Annotated in this window: 27 protein-coding genes; 20 read left to right on the top strand and 7 right to left on the bottom strand. The window is 70.4% G+C overall.

Annotation, left to right across the window (positions count from 1 at the left end; genetic code table 11):
- Positions 1-279 precede the first annotated feature (279 nt).
- The 8 genes from AB0J46_RS37920 (at position 280) to AB0J46_RS37885 (ending at position 7,199) form a co-directional block, all read left to right on the top strand.
- Positions 280-936: a hypothetical protein gene (locus tag AB0J46_RS37920; protein ID WP_364339199.1), complete on the top strand. Its 657-nt coding sequence runs from the start codon at positions 280-282 to the stop codon at positions 934-936.
- A 168-nt stretch (positions 937-1,104) separates the two neighbouring features.
- A complete protein-coding gene (locus AB0J46_RS37915; protein WP_364339197.1) occupies positions 1,105-2,118 on the top strand; it encodes a hypothetical protein in 1,014 nt (337 codons plus the stop codon).
- Between the two features lie 8 nt (positions 2,119-2,126).
- Positions 2,127-3,392: a histidine kinase gene (locus tag AB0J46_RS37910; protein ID WP_364339195.1), complete on the top strand. Its 1,266-nt coding sequence runs from the start codon at positions 2,127-2,129 to the stop codon at positions 3,390-3,392.
- A complete protein-coding gene (locus AB0J46_RS37905; RefSeq protein WP_364339193.1) occupies positions 3,389-4,039 on the top strand; it encodes a response regulator transcription factor in 651 nt (216 codons plus the stop codon). Before AB0J46_RS37910 ends, AB0J46_RS37905 begins: the two co-directional genes overlap by 4 nt.
- 192 nt (positions 4,040-4,231) lie before the next feature.
- Complete coding sequence (locus tag AB0J46_RS37900; protein WP_364339191.1) at positions 4,232-5,155, top strand: aminoglycoside phosphotransferase family protein; 924 nt, start codon at positions 4,232-4,234, stop codon at positions 5,153-5,155.
- 189 nt (positions 5,156-5,344) lie between these two features.
- Complete coding sequence (locus AB0J46_RS37895; RefSeq protein ID WP_364339189.1) at positions 5,345-6,574, top strand: hypothetical protein; 1,230 nt, start codon at positions 5,345-5,347, stop codon at positions 6,572-6,574.
- Positions 6,571-6,984: a hypothetical protein gene (locus AB0J46_RS37890; RefSeq protein ID WP_364339187.1), complete on the top strand. Its 414-nt coding sequence runs from the start codon at positions 6,571-6,573 to the stop codon at positions 6,982-6,984. The genes AB0J46_RS37895 and AB0J46_RS37890 overlap by 4 nt, the downstream gene beginning before the upstream one ends.
- Positions 6,981-7,199: a cold shock domain-containing protein gene (locus AB0J46_RS37885; protein WP_364339185.1), complete on the top strand. Its 219-nt coding sequence runs from the start codon at positions 6,981-6,983 to the stop codon at positions 7,197-7,199. Before AB0J46_RS37890 ends, AB0J46_RS37885 begins: the two co-directional genes overlap by 4 nt.
- A 129-nt stretch (positions 7,200-7,328) precedes the next feature.
- Here the strand turns inward: AB0J46_RS37885 and AB0J46_RS37880 are convergent, their stop codons facing one another.
- Together AB0J46_RS37880 and AB0J46_RS37875 are read right to left on the bottom strand one after the other, a co-directional pair.
- Positions 7,329-7,652 (bottom strand): hypothetical protein, encoded by a 324-nt coding sequence (locus tag AB0J46_RS37880; protein ID WP_364339183.1) that lies wholly within the window; start codon positions 7,650-7,652, stop codon positions 7,329-7,331.
- Between the two features lie 469 nt (positions 7,653-8,121).
- A complete protein-coding gene (locus AB0J46_RS37875) occupies positions 8,122-8,451 on the bottom strand; it encodes a hypothetical protein (protein ID WP_364339181.1) in 330 nt (109 codons plus the stop codon).
- Between the two features lie 306 nt (positions 8,452-8,757).
- Between AB0J46_RS37875 and AB0J46_RS37870 the strand changes: the two genes are divergently transcribed.
- Together AB0J46_RS37870 and AB0J46_RS37865 are read left to right on the top strand one after the other, a co-directional pair.
- Positions 8,758-11,526 (top strand): hypothetical protein, encoded by a 2,769-nt coding sequence (locus AB0J46_RS37870; protein ID WP_364339179.1) that lies wholly within the window; start codon positions 8,758-8,760, stop codon positions 11,524-11,526.
- 191 nt (positions 11,527-11,717) lie between these two features.
- Positions 11,718-12,740: a right-handed parallel beta-helix repeat-containing protein gene (locus AB0J46_RS37865; protein ID WP_364339177.1), complete on the top strand. Its 1,023-nt coding sequence runs from the start codon at positions 11,718-11,720 to the stop codon at positions 12,738-12,740.
- Between the two features lie 135 nt (positions 12,741-12,875).
- Here the strand turns inward: AB0J46_RS37865 and AB0J46_RS37860 are convergent, their stop codons facing one another.
- Together AB0J46_RS37860 and AB0J46_RS37855 are read right to left on the bottom strand one after the other, a co-directional pair.
- On the bottom strand, positions 12,876-13,232 hold the full coding sequence (locus AB0J46_RS37860; protein ID WP_364339175.1) for a DUF4440 domain-containing protein: 357 nt from the start codon (positions 13,230-13,232) through the stop codon (positions 12,876-12,878).
- Positions 13,229-14,074, bottom strand: coding sequence for an NmrA family NAD(P)-binding protein (locus tag AB0J46_RS37855; protein ID WP_364339173.1), 846 nt, complete (start codon positions 14,072-14,074; stop codon positions 13,229-13,231). Before AB0J46_RS37855 ends, AB0J46_RS37860 begins: the two co-directional genes overlap by 4 nt.
- Before the next feature lie 71 nt (positions 14,075-14,145).
- Between AB0J46_RS37855 and AB0J46_RS37850 the strand changes: the two genes are divergently transcribed.
- Together AB0J46_RS37850 and AB0J46_RS37845 are read left to right on the top strand one after the other, a co-directional pair.
- On the top strand, positions 14,146-15,162 hold the full coding sequence (locus AB0J46_RS37850; protein ID WP_364339171.1) for an AraC family transcriptional regulator: 1,017 nt from the start codon (positions 14,146-14,148) through the stop codon (positions 15,160-15,162).
- Between the two features lie 33 nt (positions 15,163-15,195).
- A complete protein-coding gene (locus AB0J46_RS37845) occupies positions 15,196-15,798 on the top strand; it encodes a hypothetical protein (RefSeq protein WP_364339169.1) in 603 nt (200 codons plus the stop codon).
- Between the two features lie 83 nt (positions 15,799-15,881).
- On the opposite strand, the gene AB0J46_RS37840 is transcribed toward AB0J46_RS37845, so the two are convergent.
- Complete coding sequence (locus AB0J46_RS37840; RefSeq protein ID WP_364339167.1) at positions 15,882-16,472, bottom strand: TetR/AcrR family transcriptional regulator; 591 nt, start codon at positions 16,470-16,472, stop codon at positions 15,882-15,884.
- Positions 16,473-16,522: 50 nt separating this feature from the next.
- Here AB0J46_RS37840 and AB0J46_RS37835 point away from each other — a divergent pair, with 50 nt between their 5' ends.
- The 3 genes from AB0J46_RS37835 (at position 16,523) to AB0J46_RS37825 (ending at position 17,724) form a co-directional block, all read left to right on the top strand.
- The gene (locus AB0J46_RS37835; protein ID WP_364339165.1) at positions 16,523-16,957 is read left to right on the top strand and encodes a dihydrofolate reductase family protein; all 435 of its coding nucleotides are present in this window, start codon (positions 16,523-16,525) and stop codon (positions 16,955-16,957) included.
- Positions 16,958-17,211: 254 nt separating this feature from the next.
- Complete coding sequence (locus AB0J46_RS37830) at positions 17,212-17,484, top strand: hypothetical protein (protein WP_364339164.1); 273 nt, start codon at positions 17,212-17,214, stop codon at positions 17,482-17,484.
- Positions 17,485-17,514: 30 nt separating this feature from the next.
- Complete coding sequence (locus AB0J46_RS37825) at positions 17,515-17,724, top strand: DUF4287 domain-containing protein (protein WP_364339162.1); 210 nt, start codon at positions 17,515-17,517, stop codon at positions 17,722-17,724.
- Positions 17,725-17,914: 190 nt separating this feature from the next.
- Here the strand turns inward: AB0J46_RS37825 and AB0J46_RS37820 are convergent, their stop codons facing one another.
- Both AB0J46_RS37820 and AB0J46_RS37815 read right to left on the bottom strand, forming a co-directional pair.
- Positions 17,915-19,363, bottom strand: coding sequence for a HAMP domain-containing sensor histidine kinase (locus AB0J46_RS37820; RefSeq protein ID WP_364339160.1), 1,449 nt, complete (start codon positions 19,361-19,363; stop codon positions 17,915-17,917).
- A complete protein-coding gene (locus AB0J46_RS37815) occupies positions 19,360-20,091 on the bottom strand; it encodes a response regulator transcription factor (protein WP_364339159.1) in 732 nt (243 codons plus the stop codon). Before AB0J46_RS37815 ends, AB0J46_RS37820 begins: the two co-directional genes overlap by 4 nt.
- A gap of 158 nt (positions 20,092-20,249) precedes the next feature.
- Here AB0J46_RS37815 and AB0J46_RS37810 point away from each other — a divergent pair, with 158 nt between their 5' ends.
- Genes AB0J46_RS37810 through AB0J46_RS37790 form a run of 5 tightly spaced genes read left to right on the top strand, consistent with a single transcriptional unit; the run spans position 20,250 to position 24,268 of the window.
- Positions 20,250-21,629 carry a ferredoxin reductase family protein gene (locus tag AB0J46_RS37810; RefSeq protein ID WP_364339157.1) on the top strand — a complete coding sequence of 460 codons (1,380 nt, stop codon included), beginning with the start codon at positions 20,250-20,252 and terminating at the stop codon, positions 21,627-21,629.
- A gap of 9 nt (positions 21,630-21,638) precedes the next feature.
- Positions 21,639-22,214 (top strand): FMN-binding protein, encoded by a 576-nt coding sequence (locus AB0J46_RS37805; protein WP_364339155.1) that lies wholly within the window; start codon positions 21,639-21,641, stop codon positions 22,212-22,214.
- The gene (locus tag AB0J46_RS37800; RefSeq protein ID WP_364339313.1) at positions 22,214-23,002 is read left to right on the top strand and encodes an FAD:protein FMN transferase; all 789 of its coding nucleotides are present in this window, start codon (positions 22,214-22,216) and stop codon (positions 23,000-23,002) included. Before AB0J46_RS37805 ends, AB0J46_RS37800 begins: the two co-directional genes overlap by 1 nt.
- A 52-nt stretch (positions 23,003-23,054) precedes the next feature.
- Entirely contained in the window at positions 23,055-23,414 is a 360-nt protein-coding gene (locus AB0J46_RS37795; RefSeq protein ID WP_364339153.1) for a cupin domain-containing protein, read from the top strand.
- Positions 23,411-24,268 (top strand): aldo/keto reductase, encoded by an 858-nt coding sequence (locus AB0J46_RS37790; RefSeq protein ID WP_364339151.1) that lies wholly within the window; start codon positions 23,411-23,413, stop codon positions 24,266-24,268. The genes AB0J46_RS37795 and AB0J46_RS37790 overlap by 4 nt, the downstream gene beginning before the upstream one ends.
- Positions 24,269-24,488: the final 220 nt, after the last annotated feature.

The raw sequence follows: 24,488 nt of genomic DNA, 5'->3' as shown, positions 1-24,488 counted from the left end.
AAGGGGCCAGTAAAGACCGAATCCCGGTTTCGGTTGCCTTTCGATGGTTTCGGTCTTCACCTTATCGGGCCTTATGTCCCTTTTCGGGAGGTAAGGGCTGGACGATCCCATTAAAGGTGAGAACTTTTCGCATTACCTTGGGTGAGTAAAGGTGTGCGAAAATGGACGCAATTGGCCAGAAGTGGCCAATCTCCGTGCAACCGTTGACGCGTCCGGCCGCCGCATGATCATCTCGCAGGGGCAGTCCAGCCCTCGTCGAAAGGTTCTCGGGAGCCCCGCATGACCAAGGTGTTCCAGCACTTCACGCCCCCCAGAACCGCCTTCGCGGCCGTCGTCGCCGGCCTCGCCATGACCATGACGCTGAGCTCGGCCGCGGTCGAGTTCGAGGCCCAGGCCCAGGCGCCCACCTGGACCGTCCCGATGAGCGGCATCGCGACCGGAACCGGCGAGATCACGGCCAGGGTCGTCCAGAGCGGCTGGTTCATGACCTGCAGGACCGTCGAGGCCAAGGTCAGCGCCCGCCGCGGCACGGGCCTGCCCGGCGCGGGCGTCATCTCCATCACCGGCATCTCCTTCGCTCCCGTGGGCGCCACCTGCGCGGGCCCGCTGGGCGCCACCCTGGACGTCACGGCCGACGTCCTGCCGCTGAAGTTCGACGCGACGGCGTTCGACCCCGGCACCGGCAAGGTCGCGGGCCGGGTGTCCGGTGTCAGCGTGGGCGTGGAGAGCAGCGACGGCTGCGTCCTGACCGCGACCGGGCAGGCCGACGCCACCTACGACAACGCCAGCGGCGCGATCCTCCTGGAGGACCGCGACCATCTGCGCATCGCGACCGTCAACCCCCGCTGCGTCGGGGACGGGCTCAAGGTGGGCGACAACGTCATCGTCGAGGGACGGTTCGACCTGGCCCCCCGCGGCGTCATCACCAGCCCGTGACCCGCTCCCGCTGACCCACGGTACGGGCCTTCCAGCCTGGGCGTCCCGCGCTCGCAGACGGGCGGTCGAGGGTCATCCTCAGGGACGACGCCGTCGCGACCTCCGGAGGACCCGGCCGAGACCCGGTGACGATGTGCGGGACGCCCTCGCGGCAGCAGATTGGGCCGGGTGAACACCTCTCCCCCACGGAACCGTCCCACCATCGTGCCGACCGTGATCGTCGCGGTCTGGTCGGTGAGCTATCTGCCTTTGAGCCTGCTCTGGGCTCTCGGAGGGCCCGCGTATCCCTTCGACGCCGGCCGTACGGGTCCGGGCGACACCCTGCTCGACCCTCTTCCGGCGGCAGCCGGCGGGGCCGTGCTCGCGGTGTCGGCGCTGGTGGCCGGCGTCGTCGCCGTGCTCGCCGGCAGAGGACCGCTCAACCGGGTCCCCGCCGCCGTGGCCGTCGCGGTCGGCGCCGGCCTGGCGGTGCTCCTGCCTGACGTGCGCATCATGATGACCGCTGGATATCTGCCGGTGATGCTGGTCGCCGCGCTCGCCGGCCAGGCCGAGTTCTCGATGATCGCCACCATGCTCACGTGGCCGAGCGTCAACCTGCTCATCCTGATGGCGGCCGGCGTCAGCCTGATGCTCCTGGGGACGCGCACGCTGATCGCAGGGACCGGGCGGCCAGGTGGCGCCGCCCGCGCGCTACGGGTCGGGCAGTACGCGACCGCCGTCGCGGTCGCCGTCCCCGTCGTCTACGCCGTCACCCGCTTCGGCTGGCTGCTGGGCGTGCCTGTCGGGATCAGCGACCAGTTCCTGGCCCACATCGCCGAGATCACCCCGATCGGCGCCGGTCTCAGCACGCTCGGTCTCATCGGTGCGGGCCTGACCTTCGGCTTGGTCCGGCCGTGGGGCGAGATCTGGCCGCGCTGGGTGCCGTTCCTGCGCGGACGTGCGATTCCGGCGAGGCTCCCGGCCTGCTCGGCTCTGGCCGTCTCCCTCCCCGTCACCTCCGCCGGACTGATGTACGTCCGCAAGAAGCTCACCGGCGAGCAGGTCGGCCCCGCGGGGGCGAACACCGAACCGGGGGCCTGGCTGCCGGAGATGTTGTGGCCGCTGTGGGGTGCGGCTCTGGCGGTGGCCGCGCTGGCGTACCTCTCCCGCCGCCGGCACCTCGTCCACGCACGGCGACCATAATGGTGGGCGTGCGAGAGTCCCCGTCATCCGCCGATGCCGCGGTGGGCTCGTTTCTCGACCGGCATCAGCTGAGCACCGACGCCCTGCTCGCGGTCCTGATCTTCCTGCCGCTCGGCCTGGTCTCGTTGAGCCTGCTCCGGGCCTCGGACAGTCCTCTGTCGCTCCGCCTGCTCGCGGGTCTCGGCCTGCTGGTGCTGCACGGGTGCGTCGTTCCGCGTCGGCTGCGCCCGCTGGTGGCGTACGGCCTGGCCGCCGCGGCAATGCTGCTGCTGGTGGCACTACCGCCGCTGCATGACCCGGGCGGCGCCTACTATCCGGCGGTGCTGCTGCCGAGCACGCTGGTCTTCGGGCTGCTGCTCTACACGGCCTGCGGCCGGCTCGGCCTGCTGCCCAGCCTGGCCTGCCTGGGTGTCGCCCTGACGGGTGTGGCCCTGGTCCTGGCGCGTCTGTGGAATCCGGCCTCATGGGGCGGCTCGTCGGGCTCCTACGAGCTGGTCGCGTGGCGGATCGGGCTGTCGGTCGGCCTGGTCGCCGCAGCGGCGTGCCTGTGGTCGCTGGGCCGCCTCAGCCGGATCCGGGTGTTGTTCCTGTCCGAGCTCAGAGCGAAGGCCGAGCGCGCGGAGGCCGACCGTGCGCGGGAGCGGCAGGAGGCGGCGCGGGCGGAGCGCGACCGCATCAGCCGCGAGATGCACGACGTGGTGTCCCACTCGCTCGCCGTCATGGTCAGCCAGGCCGAAGGTGGCAGGCTGTCCGACCTCGGCTCGCCCGGGGCGGAGGTGTTCGCCACCATCGCCGGGGTCGGGCGCGAGGCCCTGCGCGACATGCGCGGGCTCCTGGGCGTGCTGCGCGCCGACGGCGGCACCACTCCGCAACCGGGCCTCGGCGATCTCTCCGACCTGCTCGACCAGGTACGTGACACAGGCGTCCGGCTCGCCGTAGAGGAGGTCGGGGACGCCCGGCCGCTGCGCCCCGCCGTCGACCTGACCGCCTATCGTGTCATCCAAGAGGGACTGACCAACGTGATCAAACACGCGGGGGCGACGGCCGCCGCCGGCATGACGCTGACCTGGCGCGCGGACAGGCTGCACATCACCATCACGAACGACGGCGCCGGGCCGCCCGCCGGGGAGGCCGGCGTCGGGCTGACCGGGATGCGCGAACGTCTCAGCATGGTGGGAGGCACCCTGGAGGCCGGCAGACGCTCCGGCGCCGGCTTCGAACTGTCGGCCACCCTGCCTTACGAGCCGAGGAGTCTCCCATCATCCGGATCATGATCGTCGACGATCAGGAGCTGCTGCGCAACGGCCTGGCCATGGTCGTCAGGTCCCAGCCCGACATGGAGGTGGCCGCCGAGGCCGCTGACGGCCTGGCGGCCCTGTCGGCGCTGTCGGCGCTGGAGTCGCGGCGCGTCGACGTGGTGGTGATGGACATCCGCATGCCCCGGATGGACGGTGTCATCGCCACCAGGGAGATCCAGCGGCTGGACGACCCGCCGAAGGTGCTGGTGCTGACCACGTTCGATCTCGACGAGCACGCCCTGGCCGCGCTGCGCGCCGGTGCGAGCGGGTTCATGCTGAAGGACGCGCCAGGCGAGGAGATCATCGCTGCGATCCGGCACGTGCACCGGGGTGACTCGATCATCGCGCCCGCCACGACCCGCCGGCTCATCGGGCGGCTCGTCGCGAAGGCCGACACCGACCCGGACGCCGTGCTCAAGGTGCTCACCGAGCGTGAGCGTGAAGTCTTCCTCAGCCTGGCCGGAGGCGCGTCCAACGCCGAGATCGGGGGCGAGTTGTTCTTGTCGGAGACCACGGTCAAGACCCACGTGGGGCGCATTCTGACGAAGCTCGGGCTGCGCGACCGGGTCCAGGCGGTGGTATTGGCGTACGAATCCGGCGTCGTCACTCCGGGCGAGCGTTAGGCGCCGCCACCTCGGCCCCTTCCCGCTGCCGCGCGCCCTCCCGAGCAGGCCGGCTGTCGGCAGGGGGACGACCACGGCTTCGGGGGCCGCCATGCGCGGCCCCGCTGACCTGGTCACGACGCATCAGACACCCGGCCGGCCCAAGGGCCTGCGCCGCACACATCGACCCCAGCAGGAAGAGGCGCCGAACACATGAAGGACACCGAGATCCCGCGGGCGGTGGCCGCGGCCGTCGACACGGCCGCCGAGTACGGCCTGGGCGCCGACGACGCCACTGTGCTGCACAACTCCAACCGGATCGCCGTCCGGCTGCGGCCCAGCGGCACCCTCGCCCGGGTCGCGCCTCTCGCGCACCGCCTCGACTTCGAGGTCGAGCTCGCCCGGCGCCTCGCCGAAACCCACAGCCCGGTGGCGGGTCCCGATCCGAGGACCGAGCCGCGCGTCCATGTCCGCGACGGCTTCGCCATCACCCTCTGGACCTACCACGAGCCCACCGCCGCACCCGAGGACCACCCGCCCGCCGCCTACGCCGACGCCCTGGCCCGCCTGCACGCCGGCCTGCGCCGCATCAACCTCGCCGCCCCGCACTTCACCGCACCGCACACCGGCCTGCGCCGCGTTGACCACGCCGCACCGCACTTCACCGCACCGCACTTCACCGACCGCGTCGCCGACGCCCTCCAGGTGGTCGAGGACCCCGCCGTCAGCCCGGACCTCGGCGCCGCGGAACGCGCCCTGCTGACCGGCACCCTCCACGGAATCAGCCGCGCGATCCTGGACCGCGGCCCGCGGCAACAGCTCCTGCACGGCGAACCGCACCCCGGCAACCTGCTCGCCACCGCGGACGGACCGCTCTTCATCGACCTGGAGACCGCCTGCCACGGACCCGTCGAGTTCGACCTCGCCCATGCTCCGGAGGACGTCGCCGCGCACTACCCGGGCGCCGACTCCGCGCTGCTCGCCGACTGCCGGATCCTCAGCCTCGCCCTCGCGGTCTCCTGGCGTTGGGACCGCGACGACCAGCTCCCCGACGGGCGCAGAAGAGGCCGGGAGTGGCTCGCCCAGCTGCGGGCCGACCTCGACCGCCGGGAGCACGCCGCCGGTGGCGGCCACTGAGCAGCGGCCCTGCCGTCCCGGGGCCCGCTTCTGCCGCGCACCGGCGGGACCCGTCACACGGACGTGCGGTGAGGCCGCCGGCGGAGCATCTTCGCTGCTGCATGGCGTCCATACGAAGACATCGCCTGGGTCGACTTCGGCCGGGCTCCCCGCGTCGTACCTGTTGTGGATCTTGCCAGGCTCCGGGGGTTGCGTATCGCGGCCGCGGCCATCACCCTGTTGTTCACCCTCGGCGTCTTCGACCAACTGAAGACACCCGCCCTGCCGATGCCGGCACGAGCTGCCGCCTCGGTCGAGGAGATCGCCGACCGGCTGCACGAGTACCTCGACGACGACGTCACCTACGCTCCCTACGTCACCCTCCCGAGCACCCCCTTTCTGGCGTGGTGCTGGCCGGAGAGCATTGAGACTCGGATGCCGCCGGAGGGCGTGCCCGCCTACAGCGCCAAGCTGCTGCTCCCGGAACTGGACGAGCCGCTGGAGGTGCGGTTCTGGATCACCTCCCCGGAGGCCGCGATCCGCGCGGTCGCGACGGCCCGCCGTGGCACCGCCGAGTGCGTCCGCTCCGGCGATGACGTGCTCAAGGACGTGACCGACCTCGACCAGTGGGGGTGGCGTGGCGTGCAGGCCCTGGTCACCACGGATTCCTGGACGGAGCACGGCGACCCGGGTGCCCAGGCGACGATCGTGGCCGCTCGGCGCGGGCTGCTGGCGGAGGTGACATGGGCCTGGCCGTTCGAGATGGACGGCGAGCCTGACCCGCATGTACTGCTCCAGGGCACTGCGTCGGCCACGTCCGCGCTGGCAGCCGTTGGCGGCGCCCCTGCCAGGTCCGCGCCCGCTCCCGCCACGCGGTCGGCCTCGGCCACGATGGCCGCGGCCCTGCCTCCTGCCTCTGCGTACGGGAAGGAGATGGTGTCGTGGCCGGTCCCAGGGAGCGCGCCAGGCTCGCATGAGCTGGTCTGCGCGGACCCCTTTCATGAGCAGAACGCCTACGACGGAGCGCCCGCCGTCACCCGTCGCCTGATCGGCGAGGTGTCAGTCCGCGAGGACGTGCTGTTCCTGCCCGATGAGCAGAGCGCCGAACAGGCACGTACCGGGCTGCTCAGCTGGGATGGCTCATGCCTCTCCGACGAGGGTGAACAGTCCTACAGCATCGATCCCCGACTCGAACCCTTCACCAGCGGCCCCTGGACGGGCGAGATCAGGACCTTCGCCGTGCAGCACGCCGACCCGTCGCGTCGGCCCAAGGGCGCCGACCGCCACTCGATTGCTCATGTCGCCGTGGGTGTGCGCCATGGCACCACCATGGTCTACCTCCGCTGGCAGGGACCGGCAGGAACCGACCCGGCCGCTGCCCTGCGCACCGGCCACGCCGCGATCATGCACACACTCGGCCGGCTGCCCGTCGGCGGTTGAGCTTCTCGATCACCGGGTGGTCGAGGCCGGCCACCGGCCATCCGGCGGCCGTGGTGTTCGAACATTACGGCGACGGCCATCGCATCACGTCTGCGACCTGCGGAAACGCGGAACCTGTGTTGGCCGAGGTGATCGGTGATCTCGCCTTCCAGGGCCGACTCCAGCACCCGCTTGGTCGGCTGCTGCCGCAGGCCACGCTCACCGGTCAGCTGCAGCCTCTCACTACGGGCCGGGTCACGAGCATCGAGATCAGCTGCTCGTCCGTCATCGAGCGGTCCGGCGGTCTCGGACATCAAGCGTCTGTTTCTCTCGATCGTCGGATCCGCCGTTGGTTCTCCACCCGAGCGACCTTGAGCCGCCTCGAAACCCAGTGGTCGTTCCAGAGAGGGACAGCGAGAATACGATCATGACTAGAGGCACGGTGAAGTTCTTCCTGGCCGAGAAGGGTTGGGGAGCGATCTCCTCCCCCGACCTTCCGGCAGATCGTGATGCGTTCGTGCACTTCAGCGATATCGCGGCGAGTGGCTATCGCGTTCTGGAGGCAGGTGACGAGGTCGAGTTCGACGTCGTCGAACGGTCACAGGACAGCTTCGATTACGTGGCCGAGAACGTCCGCGTGCTGTAGAGGAGGACAAGAGGAGACGGCCGCCGCCGGCTTATCGGTCTGATGGGGCCACCGAGAGCGAACCGCAATTGTCCTCGTCCGCCTCACGTGAGGCGGACGAGGACAATCGGTATATGTCGATTCTGCCCCTCACCCTGGAAGCCTCATCAACAGCACCGAGATGACGCAGCCCAGCACTACCGAGCAGATCCGCAACGTTCGCGACTTGACCGGCAGGGCGGCAGATACTATTGCAGGGATATAAGCGAAGCAGAGCAGGAGCCGTACTACCGTCAGTGCGTCTTCGTCGACCCGTTCTGGAGTCATGTCATCCCATGCATAATCGTATACAGGGATGAGCTCACTCAGCGCTGCGAGAAGCAGCGTCGCCACGAACAACAGCGTCCAGAGCGTTCGCCAAACAACTGGTGGAGCTTCCTTTTCGGGCAGTCGCTCTTTGATGGCCTCATTCAACGAGCCGCTCCTTACGTGATGCTGCGCAACCATAGTACGCTCTTCACATTCCCACTGGTCCACGCCCCCGACCGGCGTGCAGATCGGCGAGATCCAGCAGCCAGGAAGTGAGTTGTCCGAAGAGCGCGAGCCGCACCTTTCGGCGTCCTGGCAGTCGGGCGACGAACGCGGCGGTGTCGATGAATCCCGCGTCTCCGCCGACCTCGTTGAAAGCGACTCCCCCAGTACCTGGCCGGGGCTTCCCCGGCATGCCGCCGCCGTATTGAATACGTCTTTGCATGCCTGGCCCCGGCCCCCTGAATGCGGTTACGTTTCTGCAGCTGCCCGATGCATTGCGGTCCGGCCGTCGTGGTCAGAGGCGAGACGTTGGCGTAGGTGCAGCGGTTCGGCCTGCCCCCGGGGGCGGGCCAGGCGACAGGCCGGCCCCCGGTGGCGAACGAGTCGCGCTCTCAGTGCCTGGTGCGCGGACTCAGCAGGGCTTCATCCCTCTGACGCCCGCCCAGCCCGCGATGACCCGCGTCCTTGAAACGGTCCCTCCGCCGGGAATGGTGAGACACGGCTCATCCGTGGTTCCGGCGATATCCAGCTTGCGCTTGACCGTGTAGGCGTGGCAGTTGCGGATCGTGTAGTAGACGATCTTCAGGGGGCCGCCGGGCACGTCGCCCGTCGTGTAGCTGAGACCGCACGGCGCTGTGGCGGCAGCCTCGGCAGAGGCGGATGCCGTCATCGTGAGGCTGCCGGCGAGAACCGCCGCCGCGAACGAAGCGGCGGCCCATCTGACGTTCCTTGTGCTCTGCATGGTGATTCTCCCTTTGTGTTCCCAAGCGGTCGGCAGGTTCGCCGACGGCCGAGCGCGTCAATCGCCCGGGGTCGCACTATTGGCCGACCGCCGTGATCGGCGTCCCGGAAAGGAGATCATCGCTTGACTCGAACCGTAAAGCCCTTCCGCCGGAAAGGGCGCAAATGCAAATGGCAACGCCCGCGACCTGCCCCAACACAATTGCATTGCACATGCAATTGTGCTGGCGGAGCAGCGGCCGGACGCTTCCGCCGGAAAGCGGCGCCGCACCGGGACGCGATACGGTGGAGATGGAAATGCCCTGACTTGCCCACCGAGAACCAGGAGGTCGAACAAGGCATGGTCGGAACTAATCGGACACCGAGCGAGGAAGATGACGCCATCGCCGAGTTCTTCGGCCGCTTCTTCGGGTACGTGCAGGAGGCGGCCCGACGCTCCGAGCATGCAAATCGGCGGCAGGCCCACCGTGAGGGCGGCGGGAAGCCATTGGACATCGACCTGGCCAAGGCGCTGGAGCTGAGTGCCTCCACCATTGGACACTGGCGCAAAGAGCGGCATTTCCCGCGCCAGACATTGATCTCCTCCGTGCTCGTCCGGGCAGGACTGGAAGTCCGCCACCCCGAGCACGCCGCCTTCCTCGACCTTGCGCGCCGCGCTCATCATGCGTGGACAATGCGCGAAGCGGCCACCGGCGGCTCGGTGAAAACCGTGCTCGCCGAATCCAGGGTGTCCGACACCGTCGATGTCCCCATTCGCAGCACGGGCGGCCGCGGCATCTTTGCGCCAATGGCTGCCGGTGGAAATGAAACGGCGGACACCGCACGTGATATGAAGAAGAAGTCCGAACCCGGCCCGCCGGAGGAAAGGTGTCCGGAGATGGCTGCGTCTCCCCCTGATCTCGCTCAGGAACGATGTCGCCCGGGTCCGGACGACGTTGCTCTGTCAAGGATCGCGCCTGAGGGCGAGGATCGCGTCCGGCTGGCCAGGGCGGCCAACGCGCTGGCGAGAAGGCTGCGGGTGCAGTGGGAGGACGAGGCGGCCGATCGCGGACTGGACAACCCGCCGCCGATCCCCCCGCGCTGGGTGAGAACCTCCCGGCCCGTCGCCAGCCGGTTGCGCGTGGCTCTGGACGACCCGCAGCGGCCCCGCTTCATGCCGCTGTCCGGCGTCCAGCAGGCAACGGCGCAGGCGGTCGAGGGCGGCGGGCTCGCCGGGTTGTTCGACCTGTACGCGGGGCTGGGCTCCGGCCGCATCGTCGTCATGGGTCACCACGGCACCGGCAAGAGCGCGACAGCCATCCTGTTACTGCTGGAGGCGCTGGATCACCGGGTCCGCCTGACCCTCCAGCAGGCCATGAGCACGCCGGTTCCGGTGCTGCTGAACGCCTGCGACTGGGATCCCCGGCGCCACGGTCTCAGTGACTGGTTCGCCCGGCAACTCGCCACCGCCTACGACTTCCTCACCTCCCCCGAATACGGCCCGGACGCAGCGGGCGAACTGGTCCGCCACGGCATGGTCTCGCTCCTCCTGGACGGCTTCGACGAGATGGACCAGCCTCGCCAGATCGAGGCGTTGCACCACATCAATCGGCAGCGCCGTTCCTTCCGGCTCCTGCTGCTGGCCCGCACCGACGACTTCAGCACCGCCGTACAGGCGAGGACCAGTCCGCTGCACGGCGCCGCGGCGGTGGAGCTCCTGCCGGTCGCAGGTGAGCAAGCGATCAGATATCTGCAGGACCACCAGCCCGACCGGCTTGCCGATGACGACTCCATGAGCCGACTGATCGACCGTCTCCGGCAGCACCCCGACGACCCGGTCAGCCAGGCACTGGACACGCCACTGACCCTCACCCTCCTGCGGGAGGACCCGCACGCCGCCGCCGACCTGCTCCGGCCAGGCCGCTTCAGCACGCGCGAGCAGGCCGAGGACTTCCTGCTCGATCGCGTCGTTCCCGCCACCTACCCGCCACACCGGTCCGGCCCTTCAGCGGAGCAGGCTCGAAGGTGGCTCGGCTTTCTGGCCACCCGGATGGGCCGCGGCGACCTGGCATGGTGGCAGATGCACCACTGGGCACCGATGTGGGAGCGCTGCCTGATCAACGCCCTTGCCGGAATGCTGTTGATGAGCGGAATCGGCGCCTTGGTGTTCGGCCCGATCGGGCGGTACACGGTCGCCGGTGACACCGGAACGGCGTTCGGCGTGTGGTACGGCGCCCTCATGGGCGGGGGTTTCGGGTTACTGGCCGGCCTGGTCTCCGAACTGCGCGATCCCCGCTCCGGCTGGGCGGACAAGCTCAGCGCCGCCTTCGGCGGACGGCCCGCCCGGCTGCCGCGCCGATGGCCTCGCCCGGCGTTCAACACCGCAGCCGGACTGGCGATCTTCGTGGTGGTGACCATGGCGGTGGGCAACCAGAGCACCTACCCGTACGGCCTGGCCGCCGGGATCGTCGCGGCGGCCGTCGCCGGGCACGCGGCCACCCGCATCCGCTCCACGTCCGGCACCGGCTCCTGGTGGAGCAGGCTGCGTCCGGGTGGCGTCGATCTGCTGGCCGCCGCGGCCATCGGGGGGCCGATCGGGCTGGCCTACGGCTTGAGCAAGACGCCGCCGCACGGAACGTTCGCCGGGCTGATCGCCGCCTTCGGGTTCGGGCTCATGGTCAGCGTGGCCCGCCCGATCGCCGACATCGACACCCCGCCCACTCCCCTCATGCGCTGGCGCCTGGACCGCCGGCGCGCCCTGCTGGTGGCGTGCAGCGCCGCGATCCCCATCAGCATGGCGCTGGGCTTCCAGAACGGCCGTGCCCACGGCCTGCCGGCCGGGATCGTCACCGCCGCCGGGTTCGGCATCATGATCACCCTTGGTTCCATCGCGGCGATCTCCGACGTCTGGCGCACCGGCCTGCTCTTCGCCCAGCTCCGCATGCGGAGGCTGTTTCCGCTGCGTGGGATGCGGTTCCTCGAAGACGCCCACCGACGTCATGTGCTGCGCACCGCCGGAGCCAGATACCAGTTCAAGCACGACCGGCTCCGAGCCACCCTCGCCAACGGCTGCCGACGGTCCGATCCGCCGCGCTGACGTAGGTCGGCGCACAGTACGACCCCCGCTCGCGGTGATCCCACTCAACGGCACACGGTGTGATGCGTTACGTCTGCGGCGGCCACAGTTTTCCCACTCGCCGGTCGCGATCGAGTGGCTCCCCCGCATGGATCATCTCGCGCCTGCTTCTGATCACGACCCCCTGTTCCATGGACCGACAGGAGATCATCATGCCCGGAGCACCCAAGGTGGCGATCGCGCGCGGAGCGGCCGCGTGCCTGCTCCTCTTATCGGCCACCCTGATGTCGGCGAACCCCGCGGGAGCGACCACTTCGGCGGTGGCCTGCGGTGACGTCCTGACCACCAGCACCACGCTCACCGCCGACCTGACCTGTCCGGGCGGCGCCCTGACCATCGGGGCCGACAACGTCGACCTGGACCTCAACGGCCACACGATCACCGGCTCGGGCACCGGCAACGGGCTGATGGTCGCCGGCCGGACGGGCACCACGCTCCGCAACGGCACGATCACCGGCTTCACCTACGGGATCTACGGCGGCTACGGCGGCACCGTCCTCACCGCCACCGACGTACGGCTGCTCTCCCCCGTCGACGTCTGGCCGGGCACGGTCACCTTCACCGGCACCCGCGGGGACGCCTGCCTGCTGTCCGGCATCAGGCTGGTCGACGGGCTGCTCACGGCCGACCGGTGCTCGGTGACCGGGCAGACCGTCCTGGTGCGCAGCTCCGGCTCGACGATCCGCAACAGCGCCCTGACCGGCGGGTCCCTGTACGTCAGCGCCACAGACCGGAGCGTCTTCACCGGCAACGTCTTCGACGCCTTCCCCATGGGCCTGTCGGACGAGAGCCGCCGCAACCTCGTGCGGGGGAACGTCTTCACGAACTCGCCCACCGCGGGCATCGGCGCGGGCGAGACCTTCCTGCCGCAGGACGCGAACACCATCGAGTACAACGTGTTCACGGGCAACGACATCGGCCTGCACTCCCGCTCCATGCTGAAGCACCTCATCGTTCACAAGATCGTGTTCAACGGCAACAGAACCGTCGGCCTCCTCGCGGAGAACTCGTACGGGAGCAACCGGGCCGGCCCTGATCCCGTCTCCGACAACGTGTTCGTCGGCACCGGCAATGCCGGCTATCTGATCTGGGCGCCTCCGGGCACGGTCGCCGACGGCGGCGGCAACCAAGGACCCTGCGGCCCCTCCCCCAACCCCGACCTGACCTGCTGGTGAGGCCCTCGGCTGGCTGGCGACCGTCACGCCGCCTTCGGTGGAAGTCGGTGGAGCGGCTGAGCTCCTCCCAGGCGTCGAAGTCGTCCTGAACGCGTCGGCGCCCGCCACGAGCACGACTCGAACCTGCACCGGACATCACGGGAGCCAGGTCTCGTGCAGGTGCAGCCACGTGGCGGACTGGAGGACCACGGTGGACTGCCGGGTCCGATCCGGCTGGACCTCCTGGTAGGTGGCCGCCACGAGCGCGCCGTCGGAGGCGATGATCCGTACGTCGCGGATCTCGATGGTCAGCTCTGGCGCCCTGCCGTGGAGCGTCTCGACCTCGGCGAGGACCTGGTCGCGGGTGAGCGTCCGGCCGTCGGGGGTGATGAGCGTGAAGCCGGGGGCGTGGGCGTCGGCGAAGCGGGCGAACTCCTCCCGCGCGGCGGCGCCGGTCAGCCAGCGTTCGATGACCTCGTGGTGACGGACGATCTCCGCCTCGACGCCGTTCACCGGTTCGCCCAGGGTTGGGCGGCGATCCAGGTGCGTAGCGGCGTCAGCCGGAGACCCAGCAGCTCGGCCACCGCGGGGTCGGCCGCGAACAGGTCGCGGTCGGCGGCGGCCCAGCGGTAGGTGGCCGCCACCGCGGCGGCCGTCGGCGCGCCCAGCGCCATCGTCAGGCCCGACTCGAACTCGGCCGGATCCTGCGCGGCGTAACGGGCCCCGAAGGCGGCCGCCAGCTCGTCGCCGGTCACCGCGTCGGGCCCGCCGAGCCTCAGCACGGCTCCCTCCAGATCGTCACGCACGAGCGCGGCGTGCGTGGCGGCGGCCAGGTCGTCGTGCGAAAGCCAGGGCACCGGCAGGTCGGCGGGCAGCGGGTAGCGCAGCACGCCCTCGGCCGCCAGCGGCCCCGTCACCCACGGCGCGGCCAGGTTGTCGAGGTAGACCGGCGGGCACAGCACCACGACGGGCAGCCCGGCCGACCGCAGCGTCCGCACCGCCCACCGGCGCGTCTCGAAGGCCGCCACCTGCGTGGCGGCCTCGGGCAGCCGGTTGGCGGTGTTGAACACCAGCCGCCGCACCCCGGCCGCCAGCGCGGCGTCGCGCACATGATGGACGTGGGCGGCCACCGTGTCCGGCTCGTAGACCATGGGCAGCGTCACCGAGGCGTGCGTCACCCCGGCGAAGGCCGCCTTCACCGCCTCGGCGTCGCCGAGGTCGCCGGCGAGCGGCTCCACTCCGTGCGGCACTCGGCCGCTCCTGGTCAGGCCGCGCACCGTGTGCCCCTCGGCGACGAGCCGCCGCGCGACCGCGCCGCCCTGGGCGCCTGCCGCGCCGATCACAAGAAAGGTCATGCCGGACAGCCTCTATCGAGTCGGCGATACGCTCTATAAAGCGAAATATCGGTTTATTTAAGGATCGTCCGGTGGATGGTGACCTGCTGAGCGCTCTGCTGGCCCCGCTGCGGCTGGAGGGCGTCTTCCACAGCCGCTGGCAGGCCGGGTCGCCCTGGGGCGTCGCGGGCGAGGCCGAGGACTGCGCGCTGCTGCACTACGTGCACGAGGGCACGTGCGCCGTCGAGTTGCCCGGCGCAGAGCCCGTCCTGCTGCGCGCCGGGGACCTGGCCGTCTTCCCGCACGGCAGCGCCCACCGGCTGGGCGACCGGCCGGGGCGTCCCGCCGTGCCGCTCGCGGCTGTGCTGCCCGAGCGGCCGCAGGGCGGCGTGCGCACCGTCGAGCTGGGCGGGCCCGGCGAGCGGACCGTCCTGCTGTGCGGCGGGCTCCACTACGAACGGGCCGCCGGCTCGCCGATCTACCGGGCGCTGCCGCCCGTCCTGGTGCTCGACCGGGCCACGCTGGAAGGTCACGGGCTGCTCGGAGGCACCCTCGGACGGCTGGCCGGCGAATGGGACCTGGCCGAACCCGGCGCGACGCTGGTCGCGCTGCGCGCCTTCGAGCTGGTCTTCGTGCTGGCGTTGCGGGCGGCGCTGGGCGCGATGGCCGAGGGCTCGCCGGTCCTGCGGGCGTTGCGTCACCCGGCGATCGGGGCGGCGCTGCACGCCGTACAGACGAGGTTCGCCGAGCCCTGGACGGTCGAGTCGCTGGCGGCCCAGGCCGGGATGTCGCGCTCAGCGTTCGCGGCGACCTTCCGCGAACTGGTCGGCGAGGCGCCGATCCGGCACCTGACCGCCCGCCGCATGCAGGAGGCCGCACGCCTGCTGAGCGAGACCACGCTTCCCCACAGCCGGATCGGCGAACGCGTCGGCTACCACTCGGCGGTCGGCTTCCACCTGGCCTTCCGCCAGCAGTACGGGACCACCCCCGGCGACTACCGCCGCCGCTGGACGCAGGACACCGCACCCGGGACAGGAGACGTGACGCGGAACCCGGCCGGGCCCCCGCCCCGGAAGCAGCGTCCGCCGACGAGGAAACGGGCTCAGTAACGGCGGTGCGGCCTCCCGCTACACTCTGCGCGCATGCGCCTCAGGATGATCTTCATGTTGCTCCTGGTCTACGCCGTCACGGCGGCGCCCTTGTTCCTGCCCGGTGAGCTGCGCGTGGTCATCCAGCCGGCCACGACAGACGCGGCCGAGGTGTACTACGAGCCCGTCTCGCCCGTGATGCTCAGGTCCTACGAGGGCATCGAGCCCTTCAACCGAGCGCAATCACTGGCGGAGCAGCGGGCCGAGGCGCATCCGGACGACCTTGCTCCGCCGTACATCGCCCATGGCGGACCGTACCGGCTCGTCGCCCCCTACGTCACGGCGCGAGGACGCGCGCTGGCCGCTGCGGTGCTCTCGGGGACGTACTGGTCCGAGGGGAGACAGGTCAGGTACGACATCGTGCCGGAGGTGCGCCGGGTGACGAACAGTCAAGCGGCGCTGAGCCGCGTGTTCGACGCGGATGAGCTGCAGGACGAGCCCGCCGTCCTTTCGGGGTGGATCGACGAGGAGGCCAACCGGGTCGTCGTCGAGACGAACACCCTCGACCAGGATCTGCGCCACAGACTCGCAGAGCGATACAAGGGGGTCGTCGCGGTGAAGTGGGATCCGTTCAGGCAGCGGGCGGTGCTTCGGTAAGAAATGCCGGCTCTTGCCGAACTCGACCCGAGGACGTGGCCCGGGTCATCGCGTGGACGGCGGCGCCCTGCGCCAGATCTGAACTACTTGGCGTCCGGTCGCAGGCCCTTTTCGATGAGGTCGATCAGGTCGTGCACGGCTGGATCGGCGAGTTCGTCGGGGAGTCCGCGCAGGGGGCCGTCGATGAGCAGGACCGCCAGGCCGTGGACGCACGACCAGACCAGGAACTCGGCTCCTGGGCGGCGTTGGGGGGACATCAGGCCGCAGGAGACCAGGTCGTCCAGGGCGGCGCCGAGCAGTTGGAACGGCGTCAGGCCGCCCTGTCCGGCGGAGGCGGGGACCTGGGCCCGGGTCATGTCGTCGGGGACATAGAAGGTGACGCGGAACAGGCCGGGTTCGGTGCGGGCGAAGCGCAGGTAGCCGGTGCCGACGGCGCGGAAGCGGGCCAGGGCGGTCCGGGCCGGGTCGCCGGTCGGATCGAGGGCGGCGAGGTCCGCCTCCATGGCGTGGGCGAGTTCGGCCATGGCTCGGAGTGAGACCGCCTGCACCAGGGCGTCGCGGTTGGGGAAGTGCCGGTAGGCGGCGTTGGGGGCGACCCCGGCCTGCCGGGTGACCTCGCGCAGGGTGACCGCGTCCGGGCCTCCGGCGCGGGCCAGTTCGGTGCCCACCTCCACGAGCGCCTGATGCAGGTTGCCGTGGCGGTACCTGGTCAGGAGTTCGTGAAATGAACCGGAAGGTCGTAGCTGGGCTGTTCGTCTCGCTGGACGGCGTGGTGGAGGCGCCGGAGCGGTGGCACTTCCCGTACCTGAGCGAGGAGATGGCCGAGGCGATCAACGGCATCGCCAAGGTCGTGGCCTCCACGCCCCTGACCCAGGTCACCTGGAACAACTCCACCTTGATCGAGGGGGACCCGGTCGCGGCGGTCAAGGAACTCAAGGGCCGGCCCGGCGGCACCATCACGTTGTCGGGCAGCATCAGCCTGGTCCGCGCCCTGCTGGCAGCCGGTCTGCTGGACGAACTGCGGCTCCTGGTGCACCCACTGGTCGTCGGCACCGGCATGCGCCTGTTCCCCGAGGGAGCCCCGCCGGTCCCGCTGGAGCTGAGCCGGTCGGTCACCTTCACCAACGGCGTCCTCGACCTGACCTACCGGCCTGCCTGATCCCCCTTTCGATTCACCCCCACCGACCGAGAACGGAACCCTCATGAACGACGTCCAGACCAAGGCCGAGACCAAGACGCTCCAGGTGCCCGGTGCGCGTCTGCACTACGAGGTGCGGGGATCAGGGCCGCTCCTGCTGATGATCCCCGGCGCCCCCGCCGACGCCGGAACGCTGGCCGGACTGGCAGCCATGCTGGCCGACCGCTACACCGTGGTCACCTACGACCAGCGCGGCCCCGGAAGCGCTGGAGGCGATGGGCCGCATCCAGGGCAACCTCGACTACTTCCTGGGCCACGTCCTGCTGCCCGTGCTGCGCTTCGAGCCGGACGTCGCCGCGCTGAGCGCCGGTTCCGTTCCGATCTCCGTCGGTGTCGGGGCCGCCTCCGGCGACGGCGTCCCCGCCCTGTCGGCCAAGGCGCTGGCCGACCGGCTCGGCACTGTGCCGCTGGTGTTCCCCGGCGACCATCAGGGCCTGGCGACGGACCCTCTGACCAGCGCCGACATCATCCGCACGGCACTGGCCTGACCCTCATCAGCAGAAACGGAGCTTCAGAACATGACCGCACCGGCCAAGGGCAACCCCGCCAGCTACTTCCCCTCGATCGAGACCAGGTACGGACGTCCCGTCCAGGACTGGATCGACCTCATCAACACCTCGCCCCTGACCAAGCACATGGAACTGGTCGCCTGGCTCAAGACCGAGCACGGCCTTGGCCACGGCCACGCCAACGCCCTGGTCGCCCACACCCTCGCCGGCCGCGCGTAGGCAGGCGGACGGCTCGGCGCCCATGAACGCCGCACGCCAATCACGAAATCGACGGGTGGGAACTCATCGATGGGACGCTGCGACGCCTGTGAGGGCCAGGTCGCAGTAGGGACGGAAGGAGGAACCGACGCTGCTGGTGGCCCAGTAGAGGGTGGCCACGGTGAGCAAGTCGTCGGCCTCGCTCGACCGTCTAATGCGGTCCGGCCTCAGAACGGCTCGCGGCGGCGGGGAGAGTCACGCGGAAGGCGGTACGGCCTGGCCGGCTCCGGATGGACACGGCTCCCCCATGGGCGAGGGTCACGGCCTTGACGATGGCCAGCCCGAGCCCGCTGCCGCCCACGGCACGCGAGCGGCCCTTGTCTGCGCGGACGAACCGTTCGAACAGTTCCTGCTGGATCTCCTCGGGGATGCCCGGCCCGTCGTCGGTCACGGTCAGCTCCACCTCCTCTGACAGGACGCGCACGGATACCGTCACCGTGGTGCCCCGAGGAGTGTGGAGGGCGGCGTTGCTGAGCAGGTTCACCACCACCTGGTACAGACGCGCGGCGTCGCCGATCACGGTCACCGGGTCTTCCGGCAGTTCCAGTCGCCAGAGGTGGTCGGGGGCCGAGACTCGGGCGTCGCCGGTCGCGTCAATCACCGCGCGGGTCAGATCCACCTCCTCGCGGGCCAGCGACCGTCCCGCGTCGATCCTGGCGAGCAACAGCAGGTCGTCGACGAGCGTGCCCATCCGTGCCGACTCGGCCTCGATCCGCTCCAAGGAGTGCCCCACCGCGACCGGCAACTCGGCGGCATGACGGCGAGCCAGCTCCGTGTGAGCCCGAATGGTGGCCAGGGGGGTTCGCAGTTCATGGCCGGCGTCGGCGGCAAAGGTCCGCATCCGCTGCTCGCTGGCGTGCCGCCGGGTGAGCGCGTCGGCCACGTGCCCGAGCATCCGGTTGAAGGCCTCGCTCAGCCGGCCGATCTCCGTACGCTGGTCCTCAACCGGCACGCGGTCGGGCAGCGCCACCTCACCGCTGGACAACGGAAGCGTGCTGACCCGCTGCGCCGTGGCAGCCATCCGCTGCAGCGGCCGCAGGGACAGCCGCACCCACAGCGCGCCCGCCGTCCCCGCCGCGGCCATCACCACGGCGAACACCACCAACTCAGCCAAGATCAGCCGGTGCACCGTGGCCTCGACTCCCTCCATCGGGAGCCCGTCGATGAGCACGTCGCCGTCCTTGCCCCGGGTCGCCATGACCCGGTAGTCGTCCAGCTCGGACAGCTCCACGGCATGGCCGCGCCCGTCCACCGGTACGGCGGCCAAGGCGGCGACGTCCTGGGCGGAGAGACTCGGCTCGGCGTCGTCCGCGCTGCGGGACCGGACCACGGCTGCGTTGATCACCTGGCCGTTCACCATGCGCACGCCAAGGGTGCCGATCGACTGACCACGGCTGTCGCCGCGCTCGCGCTCCTCCTCCCGGCGGTGCTCCAGTGTGACGGCGAACCGGCCGGCCGCCATGGACAACTGCTGGTCCAGCCGGTCCACCAGGAAGCGCTCCAGCTCGATCGAGGTGCCCACGCCGATCGTGGCGCAGGCCAGCGCGAGCAGGACCAGCACTCCGGCCATCAGCCGGCCGCGGAGGGTATGCGGTCTCATGATGGCTTGAGCACGTAACCCACGCCCCGCACCGTGTGGATCAGCGGCGTGCGCCCGGAGTCGATCTTCTTGCGCAGGTAGCTGATGTAGAGCTCCACCACGTGCGCCTGGCCGCCGAAGTCGTAGGACCAGACCTCGTCCAGGATCTGGGCCTTGCTGAGCACCCGGCGCGGATTACGCAGGAGGAGACGCAGCAGCTCGAACTCGGTCGGGGTGAGTTCCACCAGCTCCCCCGCGCGGGTCACCTCCCGGGCGTCCTCGTCCATGGTCAGGTCGCCGACGACCAGCCGGCTCCCCTCGGCGATCTGGGCCATGCCGGCTCGGCGCAGCAGGCCGCGCACCCGGGCGACGACCTCCGCGAGGCTGAACGGCTTGGTGACGTAATCGTCGCCGCCTGCCGTGATCCCGGCGATCCGGTCCTCCACCGCGTCCTTGGCGGTAAGGAACAGCACGCACACCTGCGGCGCGTCGGCCCGCAGGCGACGCAGCACCTCCAGGCCGTCCAGGTCGGGCAGCATGATGTCGAGCAGCACCGCGTCCGGCTGGAAGTCACGGGCCACGTTCACGGCGACGGCACCACCGCCCGCGGTGCGGACCTGCCAGCCCTCCTCGCGCAGCACGGTGCCGAGCACCTCGGCGAGGTCGGGTTCGTCCTCGACGACGAGCACGCGAACGGGCGCGCCGTCGGCGCGGCGCAGTTCGGGAAGTTCACGGGCGCTGGCTTGCATGGTGTCTATCAGGATCCCCCTGTCCGCTCTGCGGACCCTCAGTCTCACCTATGAGAACCCTCTGAACGGCTGGGATATGCCTCGTTCAGAGGGAACAGAGAAGTTCGGCTGGCAGTGTGCTCGCGATGGAGAAGGAACTCCGCCCAAGGGGGACGATCGTGAGCATCGCTTCGGCCGGACGAGTCGCGACCGGGGCAGGGACAGGGACAGGGCGGCGTGGAGCCGTCCGCGCCCGTCCCGCCGCCGTCCTGTCGGTCATCGCCGCAGGGGTGCCGGCCGTGCTGGGCCTGTGGTGGACCGGTACCCCACGTGTCGCCGGCCTCGGGGACTGGCTCAGCGGGGCCGGCCGGATCACCGGTTTGCTGGCCGCATACGGGATCGCCGTGCTGCTCGCGCTGATGGCCAGGATCCCGCCGCTGGAGCGCGGCGTGGGCTCCGATCGCCTCGCCCGCTGGCACGCGATGGGCGGTCGCTACGTGGTCGCACTGGCGACGGCCCACACGCTGCTGATCATCTGGGGCTACGCCGTGGCGGACGGCACCGACGTGGCGAGCGAGACGGTGACGCTGAACCTGTCGTACCCCGACGTGCTCGCGGCCACGGTGGCCGTACTGCTCCTGGTGGGCGTGGGCATCATCTCGGCACGCGCGATCCGGCCGCTCCTGCGCTACGAAACCTGGTTCCATCTGCACTTCTACACCTATCTGGCGGCATGGCTGGCCTTCGGGCATCAGTTGTCGACCGGCAGCGAGTTCGTCGGCTCGCCCGTCGCCCGCGCCGCCTGGTACGCCCTCTATCTCGGGGTCGCGGCCGTGCTCGCCTGGTACCGGTTCCTCACTCCGATCCGCCAGGCGCTGCGGCACCGGCTCAGGGTCGACCGGGTAGAGCCGGAGGCGCCGGGCGTCGTCTCCGTCCACCTCTCCGGCCGCCGCCTGGACAGGCTGAAGGCCGAGCCGGGTCAGTTCTTCCGATGGCGGTTCCTCACCAGGGATCTGTGGTGGTCAGCCAACCCGTACTCGCTGTCGGCCGTCCCCCAGCCCGACGAACTGCGCATCACCGTCAAGGACCTGGGAGACCAGAGCAGACGTCTCGCTCGCCTGCGACCGGGCACCTGGGTCGTCGCCGAAGGCCCCAGCGGCGCGTTCACCCCTGGCCGGCGACGCCGCGGGCGCAAGGTGCTGCTCGTGGCAGGCGGGGTCGGCATCACCCCGCTGCGTGCCCTGTTCGAGTCGATCCCCGCCGCGCCCGGCGATCTCACCCTCCTCTACCGCGCACGCAGCGAAGAGGATCTGGTGTTCCGTACGGAGCTGGAGGAGATCGCCGGCCGGCGTGAGGCGGCCCTGCACTATTGCGTCGGCCCGCGCGACCAGGTCGGAGATCCGTTCACGCCGGAGGTCCTGGCAAGGTTGGTGCCCGAGCTGGCGCGGCACGAGGTCTACGTGTGCGGCCCCACCGGGATGACCGGCGCGGCGGTATCCGCGCTGCGCGCCGCCGGAATACCGGATCGCCACATCCATCATGAGTCGTTCGAGTTCTGAGGAATCCCCATGCGCAGAGCGATGTTCGCCATCCTCGTCACCGCCGTCGGCCTGGTGCTGCTCCTGTCGTTCAAGCCGCACAAGCTCACCACGGTGGCGTCCCCGCCGTCCGCCGTCTCCCAGGCCACCGCCCCGCCGTCCAGCGCCGGCGAGCCTCCCGCCGGCCGCCGGCAGAAGGACGTGGACGACGACAGCGAGGACGAGAACGGGAAGGCAGACAGCGCCTCGATTCCCCGGCAGGACGCCACCGTCCCGCAGGTCAGCGGCACCTGGACCGGGCCGGGCGCCGTCGCAGGCGCCACCGGCGGGGACAAGGTCATCACAGGTGACGTCGCCACCACTCGCTGGGGGCCCGTGCAGATCGAGCTCGTCCTGGCCGGCGGCAAGATGGCCGGCATCCGGGTGCTCCAGGCCCCCGACGGCAATCATCGCGACATCGCCATCAACAGCCAGGCGCTGCCGACGCTCAATGACGAGGCGCTGGCCGCAGGATCGGCCCAGATCGACGCTGTCTCCGGGGCCACGTACACCAGCGAGGGCTACGTCCAATCCTTGCAGAGCGCCCTGGACCGGGCCGGGCTGTGATGCGACACGTCGAGCACGTCATGGGCACGGTCTTCTCCTTCGACCTCCGCCCCCCGTTCGGCGACGGGCGGCACGCCGTCGCCGAGGCCGTCGCCTGGTTGCACCAGGTGGACGCCGTCTTCTCGACCTACCGCGCGGACAGCCCCGTCAGCCGCCTGGGCGCAGGCGAGATCGGCCTGGACGACTGCCCGCCGCAAGTGGCCGACGTCCTCGAACTGTGCGCGTCGGTGACGGAGGTGTCCGGCGGGTACTTCACCACCCGTCCCTCGGGCCACCTCGACCCGTCCGGTCTGGTCAAAGGATGGGCCATCGAGCAGGCGTCACGCATCCTCACCCGCTGCGGAGCCGTGAATCACTGCCTGAACGGCGGCGGAGACCTCCAGTGCGCGGGAAGACCCGCGCCCGACCGGCCGTGGCGGATCGCGGTCGCCCACCCCCTGCGCCCGGGGACGACCGCCACGGTGATCGCCGGAGACGACCTGGCCGTGGCGACCTCCGGCACGGCCGAACGCGGGCCGCACATCACCAACCCCCACACCGGCCGGCCCGCGCTGGACCTGGCTTCGATCACCCTCACCGGCACCGGCCTCACCATGATCGACGCCTACGCCACCGCCGCCTTCGCGATGGGCACGGCGGCCCGGGCCTGGATCGAAGGGCTCTCCGGCGTGGAAGGGTTCGCCGTCACTCCTACCGGCGCCACCTGGCACACCTCCGGCTTCCCGGACCTGACACCACCCATCATCGAGGAGGCCAAAGGGCCACCCCCACCGTTCCGGACCCGCTGATCGGACACCGCGCCCGGAGTGGCGTACGAATGAGGTTGGGAAGTAACAACGAGTGGCTGACATCCAGTTCGACCAGATCTTCCCGCTCGGAGAGCCCAACGACGCCTACGCGCGGCGCTTCATCGGCCAGAGCTACCTGGCCCCGCCGGCCGACGGCGGCGGGGACCAGATCCTGATGTGCACCGCCGGGTCGGGCTGGTACCAGGCCGAGGGCGAGGACCCGGTCAGCATGGAGCCGGGAACGGTGATCCGCGTCCCGGCCGGCACCAAGCATTGGCACGGGGCGACGGCCGACGCGTGGTTCTCCCACGTCGCCTTCATCACCCCTGGCGAGAACCTCGGCAACGAATGGCTCGAGCCCGTCACCGACGAGGAATACGGCTCGCCGCCGAAGAACGGAACGAGCGCATGACCATCCTGAACGAGACCTACACCCTGTCGAACGGCGTCCAGATCCCCAGGCTCGGCCTCGGCACCTGGTTCATCGACGACGACAAGGCAGCCGGGGCCGTCCGCGAGGCGGTCGGGATCGGCTACCGCAACATCGACACCGCGCAGGCCTACGGCAACGAGCGCGGCGTCGGCGAGGGCGTGCGCACGGCGGGCGTACCCCGCGACGAGCTGTTCGTGTCCACGAAGCTGGCCGCGGAGATCAAGGACCACGACCGGGCTGTCGCCGCGATCGACGGGTCGCTGGAGAAGCTCGGGCTCGACTACGTCGACCTGATGCTGATCCACAGTCCGCAGCCGTGGGACGACTTCCGCGGCGACGACTACGCCGAGGGCAACCGGCAGGCCTGGCGCGCGCTCGAGGAGGCGCACCAGGCGGGCAGGATCCGCTCGATCGGCGTCTCGAACTTCCTGCAGCGGGACCTGGAGATCATCCTGCGGGGCGCGACCGTCACACCGCACGTCAACCAGCTGCTGGTGCACGCCGGGAACACGCCCACCGAGCTCCTGGCGTACTGCGAGGACAGGCAGATCCTCGTCGAGGCCTACTCGCCCATCGCGCACGGCGAGATCCTGAAGAACGCCGAGCTGGTGGCGATGGCGGAGAAGTACGGCGTCACCGTCCCGCAGCTGTGCATCCGCTACACGCTGCAGCTGGGCACCGTGTCCCTGCCCAAGACCTCCAACCCGGAGCACATGCGCTCCAACGCCGAGGTCGACTTCGAGATCTCCGAGGCGGACATGGACACCCTGAAGAACCTGCACGCCCAGGACTACGGCGACTCCAGCGTGTTCCCCGTCTACAGCGGTAGGTGACGTCCGCGTCAGGAAGAGGCCCCGACCAGTCAGCGCCGGCCGGGGCCTCTCGCCGCTCTCGCGCGGCCTGCGCCCCTCGGTTCGTCGTGGGCACCGGCTCCCTCCGGGGCCGCCACTCTCCGAAGGTCAGCTCCGCCGGCGCCTGCATCCGCGCCAAGGCTGTCCGCCTGCGCGGCGGTTCCACATGCGAGGACATCGCCTCGCCACCTGCCTGGATCGC

Origin of the sequence: Nonomuraea sp. NPDC049758, from assembly GCF_040674635.1 — a bacterium.
GTDB lineage: Bacteria > Actinomycetota > Actinomycetes > Streptosporangiales > Streptosporangiaceae > Nonomuraea.
Note: the sequence above shows the minus strand (reverse complement) of the source record. Positions and strands in the feature narration are given on the sequence as shown.

Excerpts from the sequence above, each read along its gene's own strand:
- AB0J46_RS37920 (WP_364339199.1), top strand. The coding sequence starts at position 280 with ATGACCAAGGTGTTCCAGCACTTCACGCCCCCCAGAACCGCCTTCGCG.
- AB0J46_RS37905 (WP_364339193.1), top strand. The coding sequence starts at position 3,389 with ATGATCGTCGACGATCAGGAGCTGCTGCGCAACGGCCTGGCCATGGTC.
- AB0J46_RS37900 (WP_364339191.1), top strand. The coding sequence starts at position 4,232 with ATGAAGGACACCGAGATCCCGCGGGCGGTGGCCGCGGCCGTCGACACG.
- AB0J46_RS37885 (WP_364339185.1), top strand. The coding sequence starts at position 6,981 with ATGACTAGAGGCACGGTGAAGTTCTTCCTGGCCGAGAAGGGTTGGGGA.
- AB0J46_RS37875 (WP_364339181.1), bottom strand. The coding sequence starts at position 8,451 with ATGCAGAGCACAAGGAACGTCAGATGGGCCGCCGCTTCGTTCGCGGCG.
- AB0J46_RS37865 (WP_364339177.1), top strand. The coding sequence starts at position 11,718 with ATGCCCGGAGCACCCAAGGTGGCGATCGCGCGCGGAGCGGCCGCGTGC.
- AB0J46_RS37855 (WP_364339173.1), bottom strand. The coding sequence starts at position 14,074 with ATGACCTTTCTTGTGATCGGCGCGGCAGGCGCCCAGGGCGGCGCGGTC.
- AB0J46_RS37845 (WP_364339169.1), top strand. The coding sequence starts at position 15,196 with ATGCGCCTCAGGATGATCTTCATGTTGCTCCTGGTCTACGCCGTCACG.
- AB0J46_RS37835 (WP_364339165.1), top strand. The coding sequence starts at position 16,523 with ATGAACCGGAAGGTCGTAGCTGGGCTGTTCGTCTCGCTGGACGGCGTG.
- AB0J46_RS37830 (WP_364339164.1), top strand. The coding sequence starts at position 17,212 with ATGGGCCGCATCCAGGGCAACCTCGACTACTTCCTGGGCCACGTCCTG.
- AB0J46_RS37825 (WP_364339162.1), top strand. The coding sequence starts at position 17,515 with ATGACCGCACCGGCCAAGGGCAACCCCGCCAGCTACTTCCCCTCGATC.
- AB0J46_RS37820 (WP_364339160.1), bottom strand. The coding sequence starts at position 19,363 with ATGAGACCGCATACCCTCCGCGGCCGGCTGATGGCCGGAGTGCTGGTC.
- AB0J46_RS37815 (WP_364339159.1), bottom strand. The coding sequence starts at position 20,091 with ATGCAAGCCAGCGCCCGTGAACTTCCCGAACTGCGCCGCGCCGACGGC.
- AB0J46_RS37805 (WP_364339155.1), top strand. The coding sequence starts at position 21,639 with ATGCGCAGAGCGATGTTCGCCATCCTCGTCACCGCCGTCGGCCTGGTG.
- AB0J46_RS37800 (WP_364339313.1), top strand. The coding sequence starts at position 22,214 with ATGCGACACGTCGAGCACGTCATGGGCACGGTCTTCTCCTTCGACCTC.
- AB0J46_RS37790 (WP_364339151.1), top strand. The coding sequence starts at position 23,411 with ATGACCATCCTGAACGAGACCTACACCCTGTCGAACGGCGTCCAGATC.